Annotated in this window: 22 protein-coding genes; 17 read left to right on the top strand and 5 right to left on the bottom strand. The window is 69.7% G+C overall.

The features are described from left to right. The first annotated feature begins 11 nt into the window (after positions 1–11). The 8 genes from AB0I12_RS33435 to AB0I12_RS33400 all read left to right on the top strand — a co-directional run bounded on the left by AB0I12_RS33435 (position 12) and on the right by AB0I12_RS33400 (position 8,811). Positions 12–506 carry an NAD(P)H-dependent oxidoreductase subunit E gene (locus AB0I12_RS33435; protein WP_359937345.1) on the top strand — a complete coding sequence of 165 codons (495 nt, stop codon included), beginning with the start codon at positions 12–14 and terminating at the stop codon, positions 504–506. Beyond that, on the top strand, positions 503–2,017 hold the full coding sequence (locus AB0I12_RS33430) for an NADH-ubiquinone oxidoreductase-F iron-sulfur binding region domain-containing protein (RefSeq protein WP_359937342.1): 1,515 nt from the start codon (positions 503–505) through the stop codon (positions 2,015–2,017). The genes AB0I12_RS33435 and AB0I12_RS33430 overlap by 4 nt, the downstream gene beginning before the upstream one ends. Continuing rightward, entirely contained in the window at positions 2,014–4,836 is a 2,823-nt protein-coding gene (fdhF, locus tag AB0I12_RS33425) for a formate dehydrogenase subunit alpha (RefSeq protein ID WP_359937339.1), read from the top strand. Before AB0I12_RS33430 ends, fdhF begins: the two co-directional genes overlap by 4 nt. Beyond that, positions 4,833–5,054, top strand: coding sequence for a formate dehydrogenase subunit delta (locus AB0I12_RS33420; protein WP_359937336.1), 222 nt, complete (start codon positions 4,833–4,835; stop codon positions 5,052–5,054). Before fdhF ends, AB0I12_RS33420 begins: the two co-directional genes overlap by 4 nt. A 122-nt stretch (positions 5,055–5,176) precedes the next feature. Further along, positions 5,177–6,337 carry a molybdopterin molybdotransferase MoeA gene (locus AB0I12_RS33415; RefSeq protein WP_359937494.1) on the top strand — a complete coding sequence of 387 codons (1,161 nt, stop codon included), beginning with the start codon at positions 5,177–5,179 and terminating at the stop codon, positions 6,335–6,337. Continuing rightward, positions 6,325–7,182 carry a formate dehydrogenase accessory sulfurtransferase FdhD gene (gene fdhD / locus AB0I12_RS33410; protein WP_359937333.1) on the top strand — a complete coding sequence of 286 codons (858 nt, stop codon included), beginning with the start codon at positions 6,325–6,327 and terminating at the stop codon, positions 7,180–7,182. Before AB0I12_RS33415 ends, fdhD begins: the two co-directional genes overlap by 13 nt. Continuing rightward, a complete protein-coding gene (locus tag AB0I12_RS33405; RefSeq protein ID WP_359937330.1) occupies positions 7,179–7,661 on the top strand; it encodes an SRPBCC family protein in 483 nt (160 codons plus the stop codon). Before fdhD ends, AB0I12_RS33405 begins: the two co-directional genes overlap by 4 nt. A gap of 34 nt (positions 7,662–7,695) precedes the next feature. Then, the gene (locus AB0I12_RS33400; protein ID WP_359937327.1) at positions 7,696–8,811 is read left to right on the top strand and encodes a MerR family transcriptional regulator; all 1,116 of its coding nucleotides are present in this window, start codon (positions 7,696–7,698) and stop codon (positions 8,809–8,811) included. Positions 8,812–8,815: 4 nt separating this feature from the next. Here AB0I12_RS33400 and AB0I12_RS33395 read toward each other — a convergent pair whose 3' ends face one another. Both AB0I12_RS33395 and AB0I12_RS33390 read right to left on the bottom strand, forming a co-directional pair. Then, a complete protein-coding gene (locus AB0I12_RS33395; RefSeq protein WP_359937324.1) occupies positions 8,816–9,241 on the bottom strand; it encodes a MerR family transcriptional regulator in 426 nt (141 codons plus the stop codon). A gap of 20 nt (positions 9,242–9,261) precedes the next feature. Then, positions 9,262–10,296 (bottom strand): aminotransferase class V-fold PLP-dependent enzyme, encoded by a 1,035-nt coding sequence (locus AB0I12_RS33390; RefSeq protein WP_359937321.1) that lies wholly within the window; start codon positions 10,294–10,296, stop codon positions 9,262–9,264. 80 nt (positions 10,297–10,376) lie between these two features. On the opposite strand from AB0I12_RS33390, the gene AB0I12_RS33385 reads away from it, so the two are divergent. From AB0I12_RS33385 to AB0I12_RS33350, 8 genes are all read left to right on the top strand, one after another. Continuing rightward, positions 10,377–11,414, top strand: coding sequence for an aldo/keto reductase (locus AB0I12_RS33385; protein ID WP_359937318.1), 1,038 nt, complete (start codon positions 10,377–10,379; stop codon positions 11,412–11,414). A 160-nt stretch (positions 11,415–11,574) separates the two neighbouring features. Beyond that, positions 11,575–11,769, top strand: coding sequence for a hypothetical protein (locus AB0I12_RS33380; protein WP_355699855.1), 195 nt, complete (start codon positions 11,575–11,577; stop codon positions 11,767–11,769). 51 nt (positions 11,770–11,820) lie between these two features. After that, positions 11,821–12,831 (top strand): LacI family DNA-binding transcriptional regulator, encoded by a 1,011-nt coding sequence (locus AB0I12_RS33375; protein ID WP_359937315.1) that lies wholly within the window; start codon positions 11,821–11,823, stop codon positions 12,829–12,831. 91 nt (positions 12,832–12,922) lie between these two features. After that, positions 12,923–14,212, top strand: a complete 1,290-nt coding sequence (locus AB0I12_RS33370) for an extracellular solute-binding protein (protein ID WP_359937312.1) — start codon at positions 12,923–12,925, stop codon at positions 14,210–14,212. Between the two features lie 11 nt (positions 14,213–14,223). Next, positions 14,224–15,165 (top strand): sugar ABC transporter permease, encoded by a 942-nt coding sequence (locus AB0I12_RS33365; RefSeq protein WP_359937309.1) that lies wholly within the window; start codon positions 14,224–14,226, stop codon positions 15,163–15,165. Continuing rightward, positions 15,162–16,031, top strand: a complete 870-nt coding sequence (locus AB0I12_RS33360) for a carbohydrate ABC transporter permease (RefSeq protein WP_359937306.1) — start codon at positions 15,162–15,164, stop codon at positions 16,029–16,031. Before AB0I12_RS33365 ends, AB0I12_RS33360 begins: the two co-directional genes overlap by 4 nt. Positions 16,032–16,103: 72 nt before the next feature. Further along, positions 16,104–17,600, top strand: coding sequence for an alpha-N-arabinofuranosidase (locus AB0I12_RS33355; protein ID WP_359937303.1), 1,497 nt, complete (start codon positions 16,104–16,106; stop codon positions 17,598–17,600). Between the two features lie 19 nt (positions 17,601–17,619). Beyond that, positions 17,620–18,246 carry a TMEM175 family protein gene (locus AB0I12_RS33350; RefSeq protein ID WP_359937300.1) on the top strand — a complete coding sequence of 209 codons (627 nt, stop codon included), beginning with the start codon at positions 17,620–17,622 and terminating at the stop codon, positions 18,244–18,246. Here the strand turns inward: AB0I12_RS33350 and AB0I12_RS33345 are convergent. Together AB0I12_RS33345 and AB0I12_RS33340 are read right to left on the bottom strand one after the other, a co-directional pair. Further along, positions 18,221–18,670 carry a GNAT family N-acetyltransferase gene (locus AB0I12_RS33345; RefSeq protein WP_359937297.1) on the bottom strand — a complete coding sequence of 150 codons (450 nt, stop codon included), beginning with the start codon at positions 18,668–18,670 and terminating at the stop codon, positions 18,221–18,223. The two genes, AB0I12_RS33350 and AB0I12_RS33345, sit on opposite strands and share 26 nt — an antisense overlap. 10 nt (positions 18,671–18,680) lie before the next feature. Next, on the bottom strand, positions 18,681–18,857 hold the full coding sequence (locus AB0I12_RS33340; protein WP_359937294.1) for a hypothetical protein: 177 nt from the start codon (positions 18,855–18,857) through the stop codon (positions 18,681–18,683). A gap of 90 nt (positions 18,858–18,947) precedes the next feature. Here AB0I12_RS33340 and AB0I12_RS33335 point away from each other — a divergent pair, with 90 nt between their 5' ends. Next, positions 18,948–21,563: a GNAT family N-acetyltransferase gene (locus AB0I12_RS33335; protein WP_359937291.1), complete on the top strand. Its 2,616-nt coding sequence runs from the start codon at positions 18,948–18,950 to the stop codon at positions 21,561–21,563. On the opposite strand, the gene AB0I12_RS33330 is transcribed toward AB0I12_RS33335, so the two are convergent. Continuing rightward, complete coding sequence (locus AB0I12_RS33330; protein ID WP_359937288.1) at positions 21,553–22,377, bottom strand: SAM-dependent methyltransferase; 825 nt, start codon at positions 22,375–22,377, stop codon at positions 21,553–21,555. The genes AB0I12_RS33335 and AB0I12_RS33330 overlap by 11 nt on opposite strands. Positions 22,378–22,520: the final 143 nt, after the last annotated feature.

Genomic DNA, 22,520 nt, shown 5'->3' with positions numbered 1-22,520 from the left:
ATGTTGTATACATGACGAGTGAGGTCGTGGCCGCCGCCCCTGTCCCGGTCCCCGGGCGAGCCCAGCGCGTGCGGGAGCTCGCGGAGGAACTCCGCGGTCTCCGCGGTGCGCTGATACCGATCCTGCACGCGGTGCAGGAGGAGTTCGGGTACGTCGATCAACCCGACGTCGCGGTGATCGCCGACGTCCTGAACCTCGCAGTTGCCGAGGTGCACGGCGTCGTCACGTTCTACAAGGACTTCCGGCGGACCGCGGCCGGGCGGACGACCGTCGCGATCTGCCAGGCCGAGGCGTGCCGCTCGGTCGGCGCGGTCGAGCTCGCCGAGCACGCGCGACGCACCGTCGGCTGCAGCTTCGGCGAGACGACGCACGACGGCCGCATCACCCTCGAAGAGATCTACTGCTTCGGGAACTGCGCGCTCGGCCCGGCGGTGCAAGTGGCCGGCAGACTCCATGGCCGGGTCACCGCCACCCGCCTCGACGCCCTGCTCGGGGAGGCGCGATGAAGGTCTACGTACCGAGGGATTCCGCCGCCTGCTCCGTGGGGGCGGACGAGGTCGCCGAGCGGATCGCCGCCTCCGCCCAGGACCGTGACGTCGAGGTGGTTCGTACCGGGTCCCGGGGGATGTTGTGGCTCGAGCCGTTGGTGGAGGTCGAAACGGCCGCGGGGCGGGTCGGATACGGGCCTGTTGCTCCGGAGGACGTGGACGGGCTGATCGCGGGCGGAATGCTCGACGGTGCGGGAGCCTCGCTCGGGTTGGTGGAGGAGTTGCCGTGGATGAAGCGGCAGCAGCGGTTGACGTTCGAGCGGGTCGGTGTGATCGATCCGCTGTCGACCGTGGACTACGTCGCGCACGGCGGGATGGCCGGGCTCCGCGCGGCGCTGGCGTTGTCGCCGGCCGAGGTGGTGGAGACCGTGGTCGACTCGGGGTTGCGCGGGCGGGGCGGCGCCGGGTTCCCGACCGGGATCAAGTGGCGGACGGTGCTCGACGCACAAGCGGATCTCAAGTTCGTCTGCTGCAACGCCGACGAGGGCGACTCGGGGACCTACGCCGACCGGATGCTGATCGAGGGCGACCCGTTCACGCTGATCGAGGGGATGACGATCGCGGCGTACGCCGTCGGCGCCGCGGAAGGGTACGTGTATCTGCGGTCGGAGTACCCGGACGCGGTGGCGACGCTCAAGGACGCGATCGGGCACGCGCGCGACGAGGGCTGGTTGGGGCCGGACATCCTCGGCTCAGGGTTCGGCTTCGACCTGCACGTCCGGGTCGGTGCGGGTGCGTACATCTGCGGCGAAGAGACCTCGATGCTGGAGAGCCTGGAGGGAAAACGCGGCATGGTCCGCGCCAAACCTCCGATCCCTGCTCTGGAAGGGCTTTTCGGCCGCCCGACGGTCGTCAACAACGTGTTGTCGTTGGCAACGATTCCGACGATTCTCGCGCACGGGGCCGCGGCCTACGCGGCGTACGGCACCGGGCGGTCGCTCGGCACCAGTGTGTTCCAGCTCGGCGGGAACGTCACCCGCGGCGGCATCGTGGAAACCGCTTTCGGAATCACCCTCGGCGAGCTGGTGAACGACTTCGGCGGCGGTACGTCGTCGGGGCTGCCGGTGCGGGCGGTGCAGGTCGGCGGCCCGCTCGGCGCCTACCTGCCGGTCGAGCAGTTCGACCTGCCGATGGACTACGAGGCGTTCGCGGCGGCCGGCGCGATGGTCGGGCACGGCGGGATCGTGGTGTTCGACGAGACCGTGGACATGGCGGCGATGGCGCGGTTCGCGTTCGAGTTCTGCGCGGCCGAGTCGTGCGGGAAATGTACGCCGTGCCGGGTCGGCGCGGTCCGCGGTGTCGAGACCGTCGACCGGATCGTGGCCGGCGAGAACCTCCAGCAGAACCTGGTCCTGCTCGGGGACCTGTGCGAACTGATGACCGACGGCTCCCTGTGCGCCATGGGCGGCCTCACCCCGATGCCAGTACGCAGTGCCGTCCGCCATTTCGGAGAGGACTTCAACGCATGACCTTGCTGAAGGAACCTGACTTCGGTACGCCGGCCCGGGCCGGAGCCGCGACGACAGAGCTGACCGTCGACGGGGTGACGGTGAAGGTTCCACCCGGTACATCGGTGATGCGGGCGGCGAAGGAGGCGGGGGTCGACGTACCGAAGCTGTGCGCGACCGACAATCTCGAGGCGTTCGGGTCGTGCCGGTTGTGCGTGGTCGAGATCGACGGGGTGAAAGGCACTCCCGCGTCCTGTACGACGCCGGTCCGCGAGGGCATGGTCGTGCGGACCCAGAACGAGCGGCTCGGGAAGCTCCGCCGCGGTGTGATGGAGCTGTACATCTCCGACCACCCGCTCGACTGCCTGACCTGCTCGGCGAACGGCGACTGCGAACTGCAGGACATGGCCGGCGTCACCGGGCTGCGCGAGGTGCGGTACGGCTCCGGTGTCGAGGCCGGCGCCAACCACCTGGATCTGCCGACCGACTCGTCCAACCCGTACTTCGACTTCGAGGCGTCCAAGTGCATCGCGTGCTCGCGGTGCGTGCGCGCCTGTGACGAGGTCCAGGGCACGCTGGCGCTGACGATCGAGGGACGCGGGTTCGACTCGAAGGTCGCGGCCGGTGCCGGGGTGTCGTTCTTCGACTCGGACTGTGCGTCGTGCGGTGCGTGTGTGCAGGCCTGCCCGACCGCGACCCTGCAGGAGAAGTCGGTGGTCGAGCTCGGGATGCCGACGCGGACCGTGCTGACGACCTGCGCGTACTGCGGCGTCGGATGCTCGTTCAAGGCCGAACTGCGGGGTGATGAGCTGGTCCGGATGGTGCCGTACAAGAACGGCGGCGCGAACGAGGGGCACTCGTGTGTGAAGGGCCGGTTCGCGTTCGGGTATGCGTCGCATCCGGACCGGGTGCTCGAGCCGATGGTCCGGAACACGCTTTCGGAACCGTGGCGGAAAGTGTCCTGGGAGGAGGCGATCGGCTTCACCGCGCGCCGGCTGCGGGAGATCCAGGCGGCGCACGGCCAGGGCTCGATCGGTGCGATCACCTCGTCGCGGACGACCAACGAAGAGGTGTACGCGGTCCAGAAGATGGTCCGCGCGGTGTTCGGGAACAACAACGTCGACACCTGCGCCCGGGTCTGTCACTCCCCGACCGGGTACGGCCTGAAGCAGACCTTCGGGGAATCGGCCGGAACGCAGGATTTCCGTTCCGTCGACGACTCCGACGTGATCCTGCTGATCGGGTCGAACCCGACCGACGCGCACCCGGTGTTCGGCTCCCGGATGAAGCAGCGGCTCCGGCAGGGCGCGAAGCTGATCGTGGTCGACCCGCGGCGGATCGACCTGGTCCGGTCGCCGCACGTCGAGGCGGCGTACCACCTCGAGCTCGCCCCGGGCACCAACGTCGCGATCGTCAACGCGCTCGCGCACGTGGTCGTCACCGAAGGGCTGGTGGACCGCGAGTTCGTCGCGAGCCGCTGCGAGGACTTTGAGGTCTGGGAAGCGTTCATCGCCCAGCCGGAACACAGCCCGGAGGCGGTTTCGGAAATTTCCGGAGTGCCGGCCGAGAAGATCCGCGAGGCCGCCCGGCTGTACGCGACCGGCGGGAACGCGGCGATCTACTACGGCCTCGGCGTCACCGAGCACAGCCAGGGCTCGACGATGGTGATGGGCATGGCGAATCTCGCGATGGCGACCGGCAACATCGGCCGGCCGGGTGTCGGGGTGAACCCGATGCGCGGGCAGAACAACGTCCAGGGCTCGTGCGACATGGGCTCGTTCCCGCACGAGCTGCCGGGCTACCGGCACGTGTCCGACGACGACGTCCGCGACATCTACGAGAAGTTGTGGGGTACGCCGATCCTGAACGAGCCCGGGCTGCGGATCCCGAACATGTTCGACGCGGCCATCGACGGCTCGTTCAAGGCGCTGTTCGTACAGGGCGAGGACATCGCGCAGTCGGATCCGAACACGCAGCACGTCTTCGCGGCCCTGGGCGCGCTGGAGCTGCTCGTCGTCCAGGACCTGTTCGTCAACGAGACGGCGAAGTTCGCGCACGTCCTGCTGCCGGGGACGTCGTTCCTGGAGAAGGACGGGACGTTCACGAACGCGGAGCGGCGGATCAACCGGGTGCGGCCGATCATGGCACCGCGGACCGGTAAGCAGGAGTGGGAGATCGTCTGCGAGATCGCCCAGGCGATGGGGTACCCGATGCACTACGACTCGGCCGCGCAGATCATGGACGAGATCGCGCTCACCACGCCGACGTTCGCCGGCGTCTCGTTCGCCAGGCTCGACGAGCTCGGGTCGATCCAGTGGCCGTGCAACGTCGAGCACCCCTCGGGCACGCCGATCATGCACGAGGACGAGTTCACCCGCGGCAAGGGACGGTTCATGGAGACCGTGTACGTGCCGACGTCGGAGCGGTCGACGCGGAAGTTCCCGCTGATCCTGACCACCGGGCGGATCCTGTCGCAGTACAACGTCGGCGCGCAGACCCGGCGGACGGCGAACGTCGCCTGGCACGCCGAGGACCTGCTGGAGATCCATCCGCACGACGCCGAGGTGCGCGGGGTGTCGGACGGCGACCTGGTCGCGTTGTCGAGCCGCGTCGGGCGGACCGAGCTGCGGGCGCGGATCTCGGACCGGATGCCGGTCGGGGTCTGCTACACCACGTTCCACCATCCGGTCAGCGGCGCGAACGTCGTCACCACGGACAACTCCGACTGGGCCACCAACTGCCCCGAGTACAAGGTCACCGCGGTCCAGGTCGACCTCGTCCCCGAACCAGTCGCCGACGAGGCCACCCGCGAGACAGTCGTTGCCGGGGGCAATCGATGAGCGGCGGCGTACCGCCGTACGTCCGGCTGGCGAACGAGATCGCCGCCCAGTTCGCCCACCGCACGCCGGACGAGGCCGCCACCGCCATCGCCAACCACCTGAAGGCGGTCTGGGATCCCCGCATGAAACAGGCCCTCATCACCCACGCCAACTCCGGCGCCACCGACCTGGACCCGACCGCGGCGCTGGCCGCCAAGAAGCTCCAGGCGCCCTCGTGACCCCAGGATCGGCGTCCGGGCTGCGGGATCGGTTCGACAAGCCGGGGCGGGTCGGAGAGGGTGGGCCTGTGGAGGACGGGCGCACACCTGGAGTGAGCCGTGGGCGTCAGCGGCGCGACGACATGCCGTGGGATGTGGCTCGGCAGCTCGCGCATGCCGTGGCGCGGCCTGGTGCCGTGGTGACGCGGACACTGGCCGAGGCCGACGGGTGCGTGCTGGCGACGCCGCTGGTGTCGCCGGTCGCGGTGCCCCCGGTGGATCGGGCCGCCATGGACGGGTACGCCGTCCGCGGCGCCGGGCCGTGGCGCGTGATCGGCCACGTGCGCGCAGGGTGTGCGGACTCCGGAGCGCTGGAGGACGGGCAGGCGAAGGGGATCGTGACCGGTGCGGCGGTGCCGGCCGGGGCGACCTCTGTCGTACGGTCCGAGGACGCCGTCGTGACCGGCGGGTTGCTCGAGGGGCCGTCGGAGGACGGGCGGCACATCCGACGCGCGGGCGAGGAGTGCAAGCCCGGCGACCAACTCCTGCCCGCGGGCGTGGTGGTCGATCCGCCAGTTCTCGGCCTCGCGGCGACTGTCGGCCTCAACCGCCTCACCGTCATTCCTCGCCCCATAGTCGCCGCCCTCGTCACCGGCGACGAACTCGTCCACCGTGGCCAGCCAGGCCCGGGCCGCGTCCGGGACGCCATCGGCCCGATGCTCCCCGGCCTCATCACCCGCTCCGGCGCGGCGCAGGCCGGCGTACGGCATCTGCCCGACTCGCTGGAGGAGCTGGTTTCCGCCCTGCAGGAGACGTCGGCGGACCTCGTCCTCGTCTCCGGGTCGTCCGCCTCCGGGCCGGCTGATCACCTCCGGCCGGCGCTCACCGCGCTCGGCGCCGAGCTGGTCGTCGACGGCGTCGCCTGCCGGCCCGGCCACCCGCAAGCCCTGGCTCAACTCCCCGACGGCCGGCTGGTGCTCGGTCTGCCGGGCAATCCGTTCGCGGCCCTCGTCGCGTTCCTGACGCTCGGCGTCGCGGCCGTCCACCGTCTGCGCGGCCTCTCCCTCCCCGTGCTGCCCCAGGTCGCGGTCCCCGGCGGCATCGCGTGCCACCCGACCAGCACCCGACTCGTCCCGATCCGCCTCACCCCACAGGGCGCCGTACCCGTCGGTCACGGCGGGGCCGCCATGCTCCGCGGCCCGGCCACCGCCGACGCCCTCGCCGTCGTGGCCCCCGGCCCCGCCGAAGCCATCGCGGCCCGTCTCCTCCCCCTCGACCCGGGATCCAGTCCGTGGGCCGGCTGATCGCGCGACGGCCGGTCGTACGGATCACGCCGGCCGGCCGGCGTTCCCGGCCGGACTCGATCGCGGTCGAGGAGCCGCTCGAGCTTCGCGTCGACGGGAAACCACTGGCCGTGACCATGCGCACCCCGGGCCACGACGTCGAGCTCGCGCACGGCTTCCTGCACACCGAAGGAGTCATCGGCAGCGTCGACGACATCCGCGACGCGCGGTACTGCGACTCCCTCGACGACGAGGGCCGCAACACGTACAACGTCCTCGACATCAGCCTCGCCCCGGGCGTGCCGGCCCCGGTCACCGGCGTCGAGCGCAACTTCTACACGACTTCCTCCTGCGGCGTCTGTGGCAAGGCCTCGCTCGACGCGGTCCGCACGAAGACCCGCCACTCCCCGGCCGCCGACGACGTCACCATCAGGTACGACGTACTCGCCGGCCTTCCCGACGCGCTCCGCGAACGGCAGCAGGTCTTCGACCGGACCGGCGGCCTGCACGCGGCCGGTCTGTTCACCCCGGCCGGCGACCTGCTCGTCGTCCGCGAGGACGTCGGCCGCCATAACGCCGTCGACAAGGTGGTCGGCTGGGCGCTGCTGAACGGGCGGATCCCGGCCCGCGGCCTGATCCTCATCGTTTCCGGGCGGACCTCGTTCGAGCTCGCGCAGAAGGCGGTGATGGCCGGCATCCCGGTGCTCGGCGCGGTCTCGGCCCCGAGCTCGCTCGCCGTCGACCTCGCCGACGAGGCCGGCTTGACGCTGGCCGGCTTCATCCGCAACGGCGCCATGAACCTCTACAGCCGCCCCGAGCGGGTAAATGTCGAGTCCGCCGAGGTGCGTACGACGTCCGGGGCATGAACGACTACGGAGTGACCGGTGCGACCACCGGTGTCGAGGTCCTGATCAAGCTGCCGATCCGCGAAGTCTGGTCCGGCATCACCGCGATCGACAGGTACGGCGAGTGGAGCCCGGAGTGCATCTACGGCGCCTGGCTCGAGAAGGAAGCGCGGTTCGAGGCGCGGAACCGGTTCGCGGACGGGTTCGAGACGTACGTGACCTGCACCGTCACCGCCTTCGAGGAGCCGAAACGCTTCGGCTGGGACGTGTACGGCGACGAATCGGTCCCGTTCGCGCACTGGGAGTACGCGCTGGAGGACCGCGGCGCCGCGACGCTCGTCCGGCAGTCCTTCACGCACGGCCCGGGCGACAGCGGGATGCGCTTGGGCGTCGTACAGCATCCGGCCCGAGCAGCCGAGCTCATCCAGGGCCGCCTCGACCAGCTGGCCGCGAACATGCGCTCCACCCTCGCGGCCATGGAGTCGGCGCTCAAAGCTTGACCCTCACGCCACGTCAGGTCCCATAGTCGGTCCCGTGGACGATCACTGGACCGTGGGACGCGTCGCCGACCTGGCCGGCGTGAGCGTCCGCACGCTGCATCACTACGACGACATCGGGCTCGTTCGGCCGTCGGCGCGAACGGCCGCCGGGTACCGGGCCTACTCGGCGGCCGACGTCGAGCGACTGCGAGAAGTCCTCGCCTATCGACGGCTGGGCTTCGGGCTGCGGGAGGTCGGCGAACTGGTCGGCGACCCGTCCACGGACGCCGTCGCGCGCCTGCGCCAACTGCGCGGGTTGCTCGTCGAGCGGCGTGATCGTGCCGACGCCATGGTGCGGGCGATCGACAGGGAACTCGAGACGCGGGCGAAGGGACTGACGGTGACACCGGAGGAACAACTGGAAGTGCTCGGTGCGCAGCTGTACGACGTGATCGGCGGCGCCTACCCGGCGACCCGGCGTACCGAACCGCGGATCGCCGCGCGGATCTGGCAGGCGCTCGGGGACGCGCAGACGGTGCTGAACGTTGGCGCGGGCACGGGATCCTACGAGCCGCCCGATCGCGACGTGACCGCGGTCGAGCCGTCGGCCGTCATGCGCGCGCAGCGGCCGGCCGGCTCGGCGCCGTGCGTGGCGGCCGCCGCGGAGAGCCTGCCGTTCGACGACGACTCGTTCGACGTCGCGATGGCCGTCTCGACCGTGCACCACTGGGCGGATCCGATCACGGGGCTGCGCGAGCTGCGCCGGGTGGCGCGGCGCGTCGTGGTGTTCACGTTCGACACCGACGAGCCCGGCTGGCAGGACCGGTTCTGGCTCACCCGGGACTACCTGCCCGAGTTCGCGTCCGTGCTCGAAGGCTTCCCCTCGATCGCCGGCATGGGCGACGCGATCGGCGCCCGCGCCGAGCCGGTGCCCGTTCCGTGGGACTGCGCCGACGGGCTGTTCGAGGCGTACTGGCGGCGGCCGGAGGCCTACCTGGAGAACCGCGTCCGCCGCGCGATGTCGGTGTGGACGAGAGTGGGGCCGGAGGCCGAGCAGCGGGCGGTACGGCGCCTCGAGGACGACCTGGCCTCCGGCCGGTGGGCTGAGCGCAACAGCGAGCTCGTCGGCCTCGACGCGGCCGATCTCGGGCTCCGTCTGCTCGTAGCCTGAGTGCTCAGGACGCTTCGCTGGCCGCCTGTGCCGACGGTGTCACCCACAGGCAGTCCGCGGTGCCGGCGTCCACGTGCTGCTGGTAGATGTCGACTTTCCAGGTGATGACGTTGAGGCACTCGTTGAGTTCCTCGATCTGCGTGCGGACATGGTCCTGATGGCTCTTCAGCAGGGCCAGCCGGTCCGCCTCGTTGCCCGATCCCTGCCGGACCAGCTCCGTGTACTTGCGGATCGTGTCGAGCGGCATCCCGGACGAGCGGAACTTGATGCACATGGTCAGCCAGTCGACGTCGTCCTCGGAGTAGACGCGGCGCCCGTTCGACTCCCGTCGTACCGGATCCGCGAGCAGGCCCTCCCGCTCGTAGAACCGCAGTGCGTGCACACTCAACCCGGTCCGCTCCGCCACCTGCCCGATACTCAATCCGCCCATGCCCGCACCATAGCTCCGATCTAGATCAACGGCTTCAGTGCGGAGAGCGCCTGCTGTACGTCGGCACGCGTCGTGTAGATGTGGAACGACGCGCGCAGCCGGCCGTCGCGGACGGCGGCGCGGATACCGGCCGCCGCGAAGGCCTCCTGGGCGCCGGGCAGGCTGGTGCTGACGATGGCGCTGTTCGACGCCTCGAGGCCCAGCCCGGCGCGGAACTCGTTCGCCAGCGCGAGGTTGTGCCGGTTGATCGCGTCGACGCCGATCTGCTCGACCAGCTCGAGCGCCTGCGCCGCGCCGACGAAGCTGAACCAGGCCGGCGACTGGTCGAACCGCCGGGCGCCGGGCGCGAGCTCCATCACCGGCCCGTAGTACGAGCCGTGGACGTCACGTCCGGCGTACCAGCCCGCCGCGGACGGCCGGCAGCGTTCCTGCAACCGTGGGGACAGGTACCCGAGGGTGGCGCCCCGCGGCGACATCAACCACTTGTAGGCGTGCACGACCAGCGCGTCGACACCCTCGACCGTGATCGGATGCCAGCCGACGGCCTGGGTCGCGTCGAGCACCACGAGCGCGCCGATCTGCTTGCTGGCGGCAACTACTGCGGGCAGGTCCAGGACCACGCCGGTCGACGACTGCACCGCGCTGACCGCGACCAGGTCGATGCCCGGCGTGATCGCCGCGACCAGCTCGTCCCCCGGTACGGCGATCACCTCGACGCCGCGGTCGGCGTGCACCTGCCACGGGAACACGTTCGACGTGAACTCGACGTCGTCGGTCAACACCTTCGCACCGTCCGGCAACGCGGCCGCGATCGGCGCCAGCGCCGCGGACACCGTGCTGCCGACGAACACGTCCGCCGGGTCCGCCCCGACCAGCCGCGCGAACGCCGTACGGGACCGTGTCGTCGACTCGTCCCACGGCTCCCAGCTCGTCGCACCCACCCGCCAGTCGGACAGCGCCACCTGCAACGCCTCCCAGGCGGGCTTCGGCGGCAAGCCGTACGACGCGGTGTTCAGCCAACCCGGCTCGGGATCCCACAGCGCTGCGATGTCCATACGCCCCACCCTAGGCCGGACTTGACTTAGACAGCGCTCTAGCTTCTAGCGTTCGGGCAGCGAACAAAGGAGCTGCACAGATGCGGTATCGCACGTTGGGTGGAACCGGGATCGAGGTCAGTACGCACTGTCTCGGGGCGATGATGTTCGGCGCGGTCGGCAACCCCGATCACGACGACTGCGTCCGGATCGTCCACCACGCACTGGACCAGGGGATCAACTTCGTCGACACCGCGGACATGTACTCCGCGGGCGAGTCCGAGACCATCGTCGGCAAGGCGCTCAAGGGCCGCCGCGACGACGTCGTGCTCGCGACCAAGGTGCATTTCCCGCTCGGCGAGGGCCGCAACCGCAGCGGCAACTCGCGGCGCTGGATCACGCGCGCGGTCGAGGACAGCCTGCGCCGGCTCGGCACCGACTGGATCGACCTGTACCAGATCCACCGGCCGGACCACACCACCGACATCGAGGAGACGTTGTGGGTGCTGAGTGACCTGGTCAGCGCGGGCAAGATCCGCGCGTTCGGGTGCTCGGCGTTTCCCGCGGAGGACATCGTCGAGGCGTACCACGTGTCCGATCGGCGCGGGTACGGGCGGTTCCGGTCGAACCAGCCGCCGTACTCGATGATGGCGCGCGGTATCGAGCGCTCGATCCTGCCGACCTGCCGGCGGCTGGGCATGGGCGTGCTGACCTACAGCCCGCTCGCCTTCGGGTTCCTGTCCGGGAAGATCCGCAAGAACCAGCCGCTCGACCTGTCCGCACGCGCCGCGCTCACCCCCGACCGGTTCGACCCGGCACTGCCCGCGAACGCGGCGAAGTACGACGCGGTCGAACAGCTGGTCGAGGTCGCCGACGGCATCGGTGTGTCGCTGCCGGAGCTGGCGATGGCCTTCGTCACGACGCATCCCGCGGTCACGTCGGTCATCGCCGGCCCCCGCACGATGGAGCAACTGGAAGGCCTGCTCAAAGCCGCCGACCTGACCCTCGACGACAAGACCCTCGACCGCATCGACGAGATCACCCCACCCGGCACCGACCTCTACCGCGCCGACGCCGCCTGGCAACCCCAATCCCTCACCGACCCCACGCAACGCCGCCGCCCCCTCCCCGACCGCTGAGAGAAGAACGAAGAAGAAGAGATTTGGAGTAGTGGCCGGAAACACGCCGATCAGCTCGGTTCATGCACGCAGAGCACGACTCTGAATCTCTTCTTTTCTTGCTGTTCCTTTTTCAACTGGCCGTACGCTGGTGGCAGCGACAATTGTCAGGGAGGGCGCCATGAGCTTCGACAGGCCGGGCCTGCCGCATCCGGGTCACGAGCTGGATCCGGCCGTGGAGGACACGCTCCGCGAGGAGGGCGTCGAGCTGAGCGGCGACGAGCCCGACATCCCGGAGCACCCGGGCAGCCGGTCGGCCGGCCCGCAGCCCAACCCGCCGCGGCGCCCGCCCCACGACGCACCCGCCGCCGACTGACCGCCCCATGCACCGTGCACTACCGTGGCTGCCCATGACGGGGATGACGCCATGGCGGTGACGATGCGCGACGTCGCGCGCGAGGCGGGCGTGTCCCCGAAGACGGTCTCGAACGTGATGAACGGGTATCCGTACATCCGCGAAGAGACCCGGACCAAGGTGCTCGCGGCGATCGATGCCCTCGGCTACCGGATGAACCTGTCGGCGCGGAACCTGAAGTCCGGCCGGACCGGCGTGATCGCGCTCGCGGTCCCCGAGCTCAGCAACCCGTACTTCGCGGAGCTCGCCGACGCCGCGATCGCCGCCGCCGGCGAACACGGCCTGACGGTGATGATCGAGACCACCGGCGCCGACCGGGAGCGGGAGCTCACCGCGCTCGCCCGGCCCCGTGGCCACCTCGTCGACGGTCTGCTCTACAGCCCGCTCGGACTCGGCCCCGAGGACGTCGACCAACTGCGCACGCACACGCCGATGGTGCTGCTCGGCGAGCGGATCTTCCACGGACCGGTCGACCACGTGATGATCGACAACATCGACGGTACGAAGGCCGTCGTCCGGCATCTGCTCGACCAGGGCCGGCGCAAGATCGCGGTGATCGGTATCCGCCCCGGCGAACTGGTCGGCACCGCGGCGATCCGGTACGGCGCGTACGCCGAGACGCTGCAGGAGTACGGCGTCGCCGTCCCGGAAAAACTGGCGGTCTCAGGCGGGAAATGGCACCGATCGAGCGGCGCCGACGCGGTGGCGGAGCTGCTCACCCTCGGGCACGACTTCGACGCCGTCTTCGCCCTGAACGACACCCTCGCGCTCGGCGCGATCCGAGCACTGGCCGCCCGCGGCGTGCGACTCCCGGACGACGTGGCGGTGGCGGGCTTCGACAACATCGACGAGGCCAGTTACAGCAGCCCGACCCTGACCACGGTCGACCCGGACCGTGTGCACATCGCCCGGACCGCCGTCGACCTGCTGGTCGAGCGGATGGCCGGCGACGTCTCCGAGCACCGCGAGATCGTCTCGCCGTACGTGCTCCACACCCGCGAATCCACCCTCGGCGCAAGCTGAGGCCTTGACGGTCCGGGAGCGCCCGGGCATCCTTTCTACACCGATGTAGTACATCGGTGTAGATCCGTGCTCCACTCCGCCTGGAGGACAGATGCGCCCAGACTCCCCTCCCTTCCGTCCCGGGCGTCGAGCAGTACTTGGTGGCCTGCTCGGCGCCCTCGCTCTGACCGGTTGCGGCACCCTCCGCGGCAAACCCAAGGTCCGCGAGTGGAACCTGTTCGGCGGCGGCGACGGTGCCCGCCTGCTGCAGATCCACCAGCAGTACGTCGCCGAGCACCCGGACGTCGCGTTCGAGGCCCACACGCTCGCCTGGGGCCCGCCGTTCTACACGAAGCTCGCGATGTCCGCGGCCGGCGGCCGGGCGCCCGAGGTGGCGACCCTGCACCTGTCCCGGCTCAAGGGGTTCAGCCCGACCACGATGCTCGACCCGATCCCGGTCGAGCTGCTCGCCGACGCGGGTGTCACCGAGTCCGACTTCCTCCCGACGTCGTGGAACCGCGCCGTCGTGGACGGCAAGTTGTACGCCGTACCGCTCGACACGCACCCGTTCGTGCTCTACTACAACACCGAGATCTGCCAGAAGGCCGGGCTGCTCGAGGCGGATGGCCGCATCAAGACCGTCAAGGGCGTCGACGCGTTCCTCGAGATGCTGAAGGCGGTCAAGGACGTGACCGGCAAGTTCGCCGCGTCGGTCGAGACCACGAACCCGTGGCGGCTCTGGTGGACGTTGTACGGACAGCTCGAGGGCAAGTTCTTCGACGACACCGGCACCCGGCTGATCCTCGACGACGCCAAGGCGCTGGAAGCCCTGAACCTGATGGCCAAACTCGCCGCCGACGGCCTCACGCCGCGGTCGTCCAACTACTCGGCCCTGGTCGCCCAGTTCAGCAACGGCGACGCCGGGCTGAGCTTCAACGGTGAGTGGGAGGTGACGACGTACCAGACCGCGAAGATGCCGTTCAGCATGGCGCCGTTCCCGGTCGTGTACGACGTGCCGAAGTTCGCCGGTGACGCGCACACGTTCGTGCTGCCGCACCAGAGCAACCGGAACAAGGCCGACACCAAGGCCACCGTCGAGTACATCGCCTGGATGCTCAAGCACAGCGCCGACTGGGCGGCCGGCGGTCACATCCCGGCGTACCAGCCGGTGGCGAAGAGCCAGGAGTACCTGGACCTCAAGCCGCAGGCGGAGTACCGCAGCGTGGCGCCGGACGTGCTGTTCGACCCGGACGCGTGGTTCAGCGGGTCCGGTGCGCAACTGCAGAACGAGGCCGCCGCGGCGTTCAGCGGCGTGTTCTCCGGTCAGGCGACGCCGAAGGCCGCGCTCGCGCAGTTCAAGGCCGCAACCCAGAAGCTCCTCGACACCCCGTCACCGGTCTAAGGAGGTCGGTCATGGCCGTAGAGACACCCTCACGCCTCACCACCGGTACGCCGCCGGCCGCGGCGAAACCGGAGACCGGGCAGCCGTGGAAAGAACGCTGGGGCGGGCTGTTCTTCGTCGCGCCGTTCCTGCTGCTGTTCGCGCTGTTCATGCTCTGGCCGATCGTTTCCGGCCTGTGGAACAGCTTCTTCAACACCAGTCTGGCCGGCGTCAAGCACGAGTTCCTCGGCCTGCAGAACTGGCGGGACCTGTTCGGTGACCCCGCCGTCTGGTCGTCACTGAAGAACACCCTCGTCTTCACCGCGATGAGCACGCCGCCGCTGGTGATCATCGCGCTCGTCATGGCCCTGCTGGCCAACCGGCGCGGCGTGCTGGGCTGGCTGTTGCGCTTCGCGTACTTCGCTCCGTTCGTGCTGCCCGCCACGGTCGTAACGCTGATCTGGGTGTGGATCTACCAGCCCGGGTTCGGCCTGGTGAACGGCCTGCTGACGGCCGGCGGATTCGCCGAGATCGACTGGCTGAACACCGAGAACCGGGCGATGCTTGCGGTGGTGATCACGACCGTCTGGTGGACGGTCGGGTTCAACTTCCTGCTCTACCTGGCCGCGCTGCAAGGGATTCCCGCCCAGGTCTACGAGGCGGCCGCGATCGACGGGGCGAACGGGCGGCAGCAACTGTTCCGGATCACGCTGCCGTTGCTCAGCCGGACCACCGGCCTGATCATCGTCCTGCAACTCGTGGCGTCGCTGAAGATCTTCGACCAGATCTACCTGATGACCAACGGCGGACCGAACTACGCGACCCGGCCGATCATCCAGTACATCTACGAGTCCGGCTTCACCAGCTACCGGATCGGCTACGCGTCCGCGATCTCGTACCTGTTCTTCGCGGTCATCGTGATCGTCGCGGTGGCGCAGTTCAAACTGTTCTCCGGCCGAGGGGAGGACGCATGACGACCACAACGTTGCCAGTAGCAACCAGAACACCGCGCCGCAGGCAGCAATGGACCTTCCCGAAGGCCGCGAGCGCCGTCGGTGCAGTAATCCTCGCAGTGATCTGGCTGATTCCCTTGCTCTGGGCCCTCGACACCTCGCTCAAACCGGAACCGGAGACGACTCGGGCACCGATCACCTGGTTGCCGGAGGCACCTACCACCGGGGCTTACCGGAGCGTGATCGAGCAGGGCGACCTGCTCCGCTGGTTCCTGAACAGTACGGTCGTCTCGGTGCTCGTGACCGCGCTGACGCTGGTCGTCTCGGTGCTCGCGGCGTACGGCTTCTCGCGGACCACGTTCCCCGGGCGGCGGGTGCTGTTCGGGCTGATCATCGCCGGCATCCTGGTACCGCCGCAGGTGCTGATCGTGCCGCTGTTCCAGGAGATGACCGGCCTCGGCCTGGTCGACACCTACTGGGGCATCGTGCTGCCGCAGGTGGTCGCGCCGGTGATGGTGTTCGTGCTGAAGAAGTTCTTCGACGGCATCTCCCGCGACTACGAGGACGCCGCCCGGGTCGACGGCGCGTCCCGGTGGCGGATCGTGTGGAGCGTGATGGTCCCGATGTCGCGGCCGATCCTGGTCGCGGTCGGCATCTTCACGTTCATCGGGGCCTGGAACAACTTCCTCTGGCCCTTCATCGTGACCACCGACCCGTCAATGATGACGATCCCGGTCGGCCTGGCCAACGTGCAGGGCTCGTACGGCCTGCGCTACGCCCAGATCATGGCCTCGGCCGTGCTGGGCGGTCTTCCTCTGCTGATCGTCTACGCCTTGTTCCAGCGCCACGTCGTCCGCGGTGTCGGCGACGCGGGGATCAAGGGCTAGCCGCTGCTCTGCCCTTGCATCTCCCACCCCACCGCCCCGGTCATATCGAATCACCACGACAGGAGCCACCTGGTGCCCACTGCCCATCTGACCATCGATCCCGCGTTCACGATCGCGCCCGTGAACCGCCGGACCTTCGGAACCTTCGTCGAGCACATGGGCCGGTGTGTCTACACCGGCATCTACGAGCCCGGCCATGCGACCGCGGACGAGGACGGTTTCCGCAAGGACGTCCTGGAACTGACCCGCGAGCTCGGAGTTTCCGTGGTCCGCTATCCCGGCGGAAACTTCGTTTCCGGTTTCCGCTGGGAGGACAGCGTCGGCCCGCGCGCGGAGCGGCCGCGGCGCCTCGACCTCGCCTGGCACAGTGTCGAGACCAACGAGTTCGGTCTGGACGAGTTCAGCCGCTGGTGCGCCAAGGCCGGCGTCGAGCCGATGATGGCGATCAACCTCGGGACCCGCGGCGTCCAGGAGGCGCTCGACCTGCTCGAGTACGCGAACCACCCCGGCGGTACGGCGCTGTCCGATCTGCGCGAGCAGCACGGCGCGGCGCCGTACGGGATCAGGCTCTGGTGCCTCGGCAACGAGCTCGACGGCCCGTGGCAGGTCGGGCACAAGACGCCGACGGAGTACGGACGGCTCGCGGCGGAGACCGCGCGGGCGATGCGGATGATCGACAAGGACCTCGAGCTCGTCGCCTGCGGCTCGTCGTCGTCGCGGATGCCGCTGTTCGGCACCTGGGAGCGCGACGTGCTGCGGGAGACGTACGAGTTCGTCGAGTACATCTCCTGCCACGCGTACTACGGCAACGACGACGGCGACACCGCGTCGTTCCTGGCGTCCGCGGTGAACATGGACCACTTCATCGACTCCGTGGTCGCGACCGCGGACCACGTCGGAGCGGAACTCAAGAGCAGCAAGAAGATCGGCATCTCCTTCGACGAGTGGAACGTCTGGTACGGCGACCGCTCCCGCCGCACCGACGGACCGGGCGAGGCGTGGGAGGTGGCGCCGCGGCGGATCGAGGACGAGTACAACGTCACCGACGCGGTGGTGCTCGGCAACCTGCTGATCTCGCTGCTGCGGCACAGCGACCGGGTCGGGGTGGCGTGCCTCGCGCAGCTCGCGAACGTGATCGCGCCGATCATGACCGAGCCCGGCGGCGCGGCCTGGCGGCAGCCCACGTTCCACCCGTTCGCGATCACCTCGCGGCTGGCGGCCGGCCAGGTGCTCCGGATCGAGACCGACTCGCCGCTGGTGTCCACGGCGAAGTACGGCGACGTACCCGCGGTCGACGCGGTCGCGACCTACGACGACGGCAAGATCGCGCTGTTCGCGGTGAACCGCTCGTCCGAGGGCCCGGTCGAGGTCACCGTCGACCTCACCCGGGCGGGTGTCACCTCGCTCGACGAGGCCGTGATCGTGCACGACGCCGACCCGCTCGCGACCAACTCGGCGGCGCACCCCGACCGCGTCACGGCCCAGCCGTTCGAGGGCGCCCGGCTCGCCGACGGCAAGCTGACGATTACGCTACCGGCGATCAGCTGGACAGCGCTTTCTCTGGCTTGATTGGTTCAGACTGTGGCGCGTGAGCCCTCAGTCCGACCTTGCCGAGACGAATCGTCTCGAAGCCTTCAGTGACGGCGTCTTCGCGATCGCGATCACCCTCCTCGTCCTCGAACTGCACAGTCCCGAGCTCGAGGAGGGTGAGCGGTTGTGGCCGGCGCTGCTGCACGAATGGCCGCAGTTCGCGGCGTACCTGACCAGCTTCGCGATCCTCGGCATCATGTGGGTCAACCACCACTCGATGTTCCGCCAGATCCGGCGCGCGGACCGCGGGCTGATGTTCCTCAACCTGCTCCTGCTGCTGTGGGCGACGCTGCTGCCGTTCCCGACCAGCCTGTTCGCGGAGCATCTCGAGGACGAGTCGAGCAACGCGCACGTCGCGGCCGCCGTCTACAGCACGAACCTGACGCTGGCGGCGATCGCGTTCAGCCTGATCTGGTGGTACGTCCTGCGCAACCACCTGGTCGACCACGACATGTCCAAGGCGGAGGTCCGCAAGTCGCTGCTGCGCTACTCGATGGGCACGGTCGTCTACGGAGCCTGCATCGGCATCTCGTTCGTGTCCGCCCAGGTGACCCTGCTGATCGTGTTCCTGCTGGCGCTGTACTACGGGTTCGAGCAGGTCAGGACTCGCGGCGGAACTGGGTGATGCTGATGCCGGGAGCAACTTCCAGCTCGGCGACGGCGGCGTAGCCGCGGGACGTGTAGAGGGCGACGGCCGGGGTGTTGGCCGAGCCCGTCGAGACCAGGCTGACCGGTCGCGGTGCGACCCGGTCGAGGTGGTCGAGGAGGGCCCGGCCGTGGCCGCGGCGGGCGTGTGCGGGGTCGACAACCAGCCGGTCGATCTCCACGGTGTCGTCGGACAGTTCGTAGGCGATCGCGCCGACCAGCAGCGTGCCCTCGTACCGGCCGAGCCAGTGTTCGGTCGACGACATCAGGCCGTCGAGGTCCTCCCGCAGCGGCGGGATGCCGTCGAAGCCGATCAGCTCGGCCTCCACGGCGTACGCGGCGTGCTGGATCGTGAGCAGTCGCTCGGCGAGCGTGCGGTCGGTGACGTCGAGCGGCGTGATCACAGCCGCCAGGTTACGCCCCGGCCTTCACCTGCTCGACCAGCTGCGGCCGCGGGACGGCCCGGAGGTTGCCGTCGGTGAAGTGCACCCGGCGGTACCGCTCGGTGACATGCTCGGCGCCGGTCACGGTGAAGGTGAAGTCCTTCGCCCGGAACAGCTTGAGCACCACGCCTTCCCAGCCATGCCTCACGATGGACCTCCAGCGAGAATCGCGATTGTCCGGAACGATTGCTGCCGAGTAAGTTAGTGCAGCCTAACCTGACTGAAGTGGGGGCTGTTTGTGAACGCGAGGGTGTTCCGGGACACGTACGGCGTACCGCACCTGCAGGCCGGCGATCCGCTCGCGTTGGTCTACCTGCAAGGCGTGAACGCCGCGCGGGACCGGGCCTGGCAGATCGAGCTGGAGCGGCGGCGGTACCTCGGGACGAGCGCCGCGTTCCTCGGGGCCGAGGCGGCGGCGTGGGACGTGTTCGCCCGCCAGGCGCGGCTCGCGGACACGGCGCGGCGGTGCTTCGAGTCGCTCGACGACGAAACGCGCGAGTGGGTCACGGCGTACGTCGAGGGCGTGAACCACGCGCTGCCGGGCGGGGCGGCACGCGCGCCTGAATTCGCGGAGACCGGGCTGACGCTGCAGGAGTGGGAGCCGTGGACGCCGCTGGGGATCTGGCTGGCGGTGCACATCCTGTTCGCCGGCTTCCCTTCCAAGCTGTGGCGCACTCATGTCGCGGCCCAGCTCGGGGAAGCGTCCTTGGAGCTGTTCTCGTCGGAGGGACCGCACGGGGCCGGCAGCAACGGGTGGCTGATCCCGGGGTCGCACACCGCGAGCGGTCAGGCGATCGTGGCGGGCGATCCGCATCGCTTCATCGAGAACCCCGGCGTGTATCAGCAGATCCGGCTGACCTGCCCGGAGTACGACGTCCTCGGGCTCGCCGTTCCCGGCATCCCCGGGCTCGCGCACTTCGGCCACACCGGGTCGGTCGCCTGGTCCATCACCAACGCCATGGCCGACTACCAGGACCTGTACGCCGAACAACTGCGCCGGACCGGGTCAGGAGTGGAGGCCTTGGGGCCGGACGGCTGGCGACCGGCGTCCTTCCACACCGAGGTGGTGGAGGTCGCCGGTGCAGCGCCCGTCGAGGTCGAGGTGATCGAGACCGACCGCGGTCCGATCATCACGCACGGCCCGGAAGGCCCGGAAGGCGCGGAAGGCCCGGAAGGCACTGGATCGGTCTCGTTGCGCTACCCGCCGCGGGTCACCGGACGGCTCGGGTTCCAGGTGATGCGTCGGTTGCTGCGGGCAACCAGCGTGGGTGACGTGGACGCCGCGTTCGACGAGTGGGTCGAGCCGGTCAACGTCGTGCTGGCGGCCGACACCGCGGGTGGGCTGCTGCATCGGACCGCCGGCGTGGTGCCGCGGCGCGAGCGGGCGAACATGCTGCGGGTCGTGCCGGCCTGGGATGCGACGTACGGCTGGGACGGCTGGCACGAGATGGCGCGGGCAGCGGTGGACGGGCCGGCGGTAATGGCAAACGCCCGCGGGCTCGCGACGCCGCTCGGGGTCGAGTTCGCCGCGCCGCACCGCGCCGACCGGATCCGCGACCTCGTCGAAGCCCGCGACGACTGGACGGTCGACGGCATGCCGGGCATCCACCAGGACACCTACCTGGGCTCGGCCGGCTCCCTGCTCGACCTGCTGACCGGTCTCGGCGACCTGTCCCCGCAAGCAGTTGCCCTCCGCACCGAACTGTTCGCGTGGGACCGCCGGATGGACGCCACGAGCACGACGGCCTCGTCGTACGCCGCGGTCCGCAAGGCGCTCGTCTCCCGCCTCACCGACCACTTCACGATGCTCGAGAACGCCGACGTCGCCGCGGTCTTCACGCCGTGGATGGACCCGCTCACCCACGTCTCGTACGCGCTCGAGAACCTCCTCAGCACCGACCTGCTGCCGAACGTCGACGTGCGCTGGCTGGCCCGCGAGGCACTGGAAGAGGTCGCCGCCAACAGCCCGCGCCCGCCGTGGGCCGAGACGCATCAGCTCGCACCGCTGCACGCGCTGCGCGGTCCGGTGTTCGCGGCGAACGAGACGCCGCTGGACCTCGGCCTGTCCGGCGACCACCACTGCGTGATGTCGACGTCGAGCCTGCCCGGGCTGACGGACGTCTGCATCCGCGCCTCCGCCGCCCGGTACGCGTGGGACCTCGCCGATCGCTCCGCCAGCCGGTGGATCGTGCCGCTCGGCGCGTCCGGCGTCCTCGGCGATCCGCACCACCACGACCAGTTGGCGTCGTGGTTGCGCGGTGCGCTGGTCCCCGCGGAGGGTCCGGCGGTCCGGGAGGATCGCACGTACTCGGCGGCCGTCGACGGGTTCGGGACGGTGCGGATCGAGGAGGCGGATCCGGCGCGCGATCTGGACCTGATCCACGGGTGGGTGACGGCCGAGCGGGCGACGTACTGGGGCATGGGCGCGCTGTCACGCGACGAGATCGAGGCGACGTACCGCTTCCTGGACTCGGTGCCGACGCATCACGTGTACGTCGTCCGGCTGGACGGCGTACCGGTCGCGCTGCTGCAGACGTACGACCCGCAGGCGGATCCCGCCGGCGCGGCGTACACCGTCGAGCCCGGTGACCTCGGCGTCCATCTGTTGATCGCGCCCGGGGACGCCCGCGCCGGGTTCACCGGTCAGATGGTCGGCACGCTCGCCCGCTTCGTCTTCGAGCACCTGGGACACCCGCGGATCGTGGTCGAACCCGACGTCCGGAACACCCGCGCGATCGAGCGGTTCCAGCGCAGCGGATTCACCCTCGGCGTGGAGGCGGAGATCGTCCAGCCGGACGGCTCGACCAAGACCGCCCGGTTCGCGTTCCTCGCCAGGGAACAGGTCAGTTCTTGACGGCGAGGACGGCGGCGATCAGGCGCTGGTAGTCGGTGAGGTCGTCGGGCTCGCTGGGGTTGCGCCATCGGCAGGCGGGAACCAGGCCGGGGGCGAGCACGGTGAAGTCGTCGCCGAAGAGGGCGAGGATCTGGTCGTCGGTGCGCCAGCGGCCGCGGCCGAGCGAGCCTTGCAGGACTTGCTCGAGCTCCTGGCTGCGGGGGTCGTTCTCGCTGCGGAAGTGGCTGATGAACAGGTGGCTGCCGGAGGCGATCCGGTCCTTCCAGAAGCGGACGATGCCGGCCGGGTCCTCGTCGTCGTTGACATGGTGCAGGGTGGCGCTGAAGATCACGCCGACCGGCTCGGAGAAGTCGATCAGGCGCACCGTGTCCGGGTGCTCGAGGATCGCCTTCGGCTCCCGCAGGTCGGCCTGGATGACCGTGGTGTTGTTGTTCTCGGCGAGCAGCGCGCGACCGTGCGCGAGCACGATCGGGTCGTTGTCGACGTACACCACCTTCGCGTCCGGCTCGTACCGCTGGGCGACCTGGTGCACGTTGTCGGCGGTCGGCAGCCCGCTGCCGAGGTCGATGAACTGGCGGACCGGCGTCGTGGTGACGATCTCGCGGACCGCGCGGATCAGGGCGCCGCGGTTGTCGTACGCGATCACCCGGGAGCCGGGAAGTTCGTTGATGAACCGGTCGCCGAACGCGCGATCCACCGCGAAGTTGTCCTTGCCGCCGAGCAGGTAGTCGTACGTCCGGGCGATACTCGGCTTGGTCGTGTCGAAGCCCGGGTACGGCGCGCTCTGCGTCACCTGATCGTCTGCGTCGGCCATCACCCGGATCCTTCCTGTCGGGACAACCGTCACTCTATGCGACCCGGAAGCCACGCCGCTCGCTGCCCCGGCGCGCGCAACCGTGACTGCGGCTGGTCCGGGCATGCCACAGCGGCCGTCGGACGACAGCCGCTGTGGTCAGG

This window comes from Kribbella sp. NPDC050459, assembly GCF_040655315.1.
In the GTDB taxonomy this organism is placed as follows: Bacteria; Actinomycetota; Actinomycetes; order Propionibacteriales; family Kribbellaceae; genus Kribbella.
The sequence above is the reverse complement of the archived record's forward strand: the minus strand, read 5'-3'. Positions and strand labels throughout refer to the sequence as shown.

What these genes read in the sequence shown, in the direction of transcription:
- AB0I12_RS33435 (WP_359937345.1), top strand. Translation starts at nt 12, where the DNA reads ATGACGAGTGAGGTCGTGGCCGCCGCCCCTGTCCCGGTCCCCGGGCGA.
- AB0I12_RS33430 (WP_359937342.1), top strand. Translation starts at nt 503, where the DNA reads ATGAAGGTCTACGTACCGAGGGATTCCGCCGCCTGCTCCGTGGGGGCG.
- fdhF (WP_359937339.1), top strand. Translation starts at nt 2,014, where the DNA reads ATGACCTTGCTGAAGGAACCTGACTTCGGTACGCCGGCCCGGGCCGGA.
- AB0I12_RS33420 (WP_359937336.1), top strand. Translation starts at nt 4,833, where the DNA reads ATGAGCGGCGGCGTACCGCCGTACGTCCGGCTGGCGAACGAGATCGCC.
- AB0I12_RS33415 (WP_359937494.1), top strand. Translation starts at nt 5,177, where the DNA reads ATGCCGTGGGATGTGGCTCGGCAGCTCGCGCATGCCGTGGCGCGGCCT.
- AB0I12_RS33405 (WP_359937330.1), top strand. Translation starts at nt 7,179, where the DNA reads ATGAACGACTACGGAGTGACCGGTGCGACCACCGGTGTCGAGGTCCTG.
- AB0I12_RS33395 (WP_359937324.1), bottom strand. Translation starts at nt 9,241, where the DNA reads ATGGGCGGATTGAGTATCGGGCAGGTGGCGGAGCGGACCGGGTTGAGT.
- AB0I12_RS33390 (WP_359937321.1), bottom strand. Translation starts at nt 10,296, where the DNA reads ATGGACATCGCAGCGCTGTGGGATCCCGAGCCGGGTTGGCTGAACACC.
- AB0I12_RS33385 (WP_359937318.1), top strand. Translation starts at nt 10,377, where the DNA reads ATGCGGTATCGCACGTTGGGTGGAACCGGGATCGAGGTCAGTACGCAC.
- AB0I12_RS33380 (WP_355699855.1), top strand. Translation starts at nt 11,575, where the DNA reads ATGAGCTTCGACAGGCCGGGCCTGCCGCATCCGGGTCACGAGCTGGAT.
- AB0I12_RS33375 (WP_359937315.1), top strand. Translation starts at nt 11,821, where the DNA reads ATGGCGGTGACGATGCGCGACGTCGCGCGCGAGGCGGGCGTGTCCCCG.
- AB0I12_RS33370 (WP_359937312.1), top strand. Translation starts at nt 12,923, where the DNA reads ATGCGCCCAGACTCCCCTCCCTTCCGTCCCGGGCGTCGAGCAGTACTT.
- AB0I12_RS33365 (WP_359937309.1), top strand. Translation starts at nt 14,224, where the DNA reads ATGGCCGTAGAGACACCCTCACGCCTCACCACCGGTACGCCGCCGGCC.
- AB0I12_RS33360 (WP_359937306.1), top strand. Translation starts at nt 15,162, where the DNA reads ATGACGACCACAACGTTGCCAGTAGCAACCAGAACACCGCGCCGCAGG.
- AB0I12_RS33330 (WP_359937288.1), bottom strand. Translation starts at nt 22,377, where the DNA reads ATGGCCGACGCAGACGATCAGGTGACGCAGAGCGCGCCGTACCCGGGC.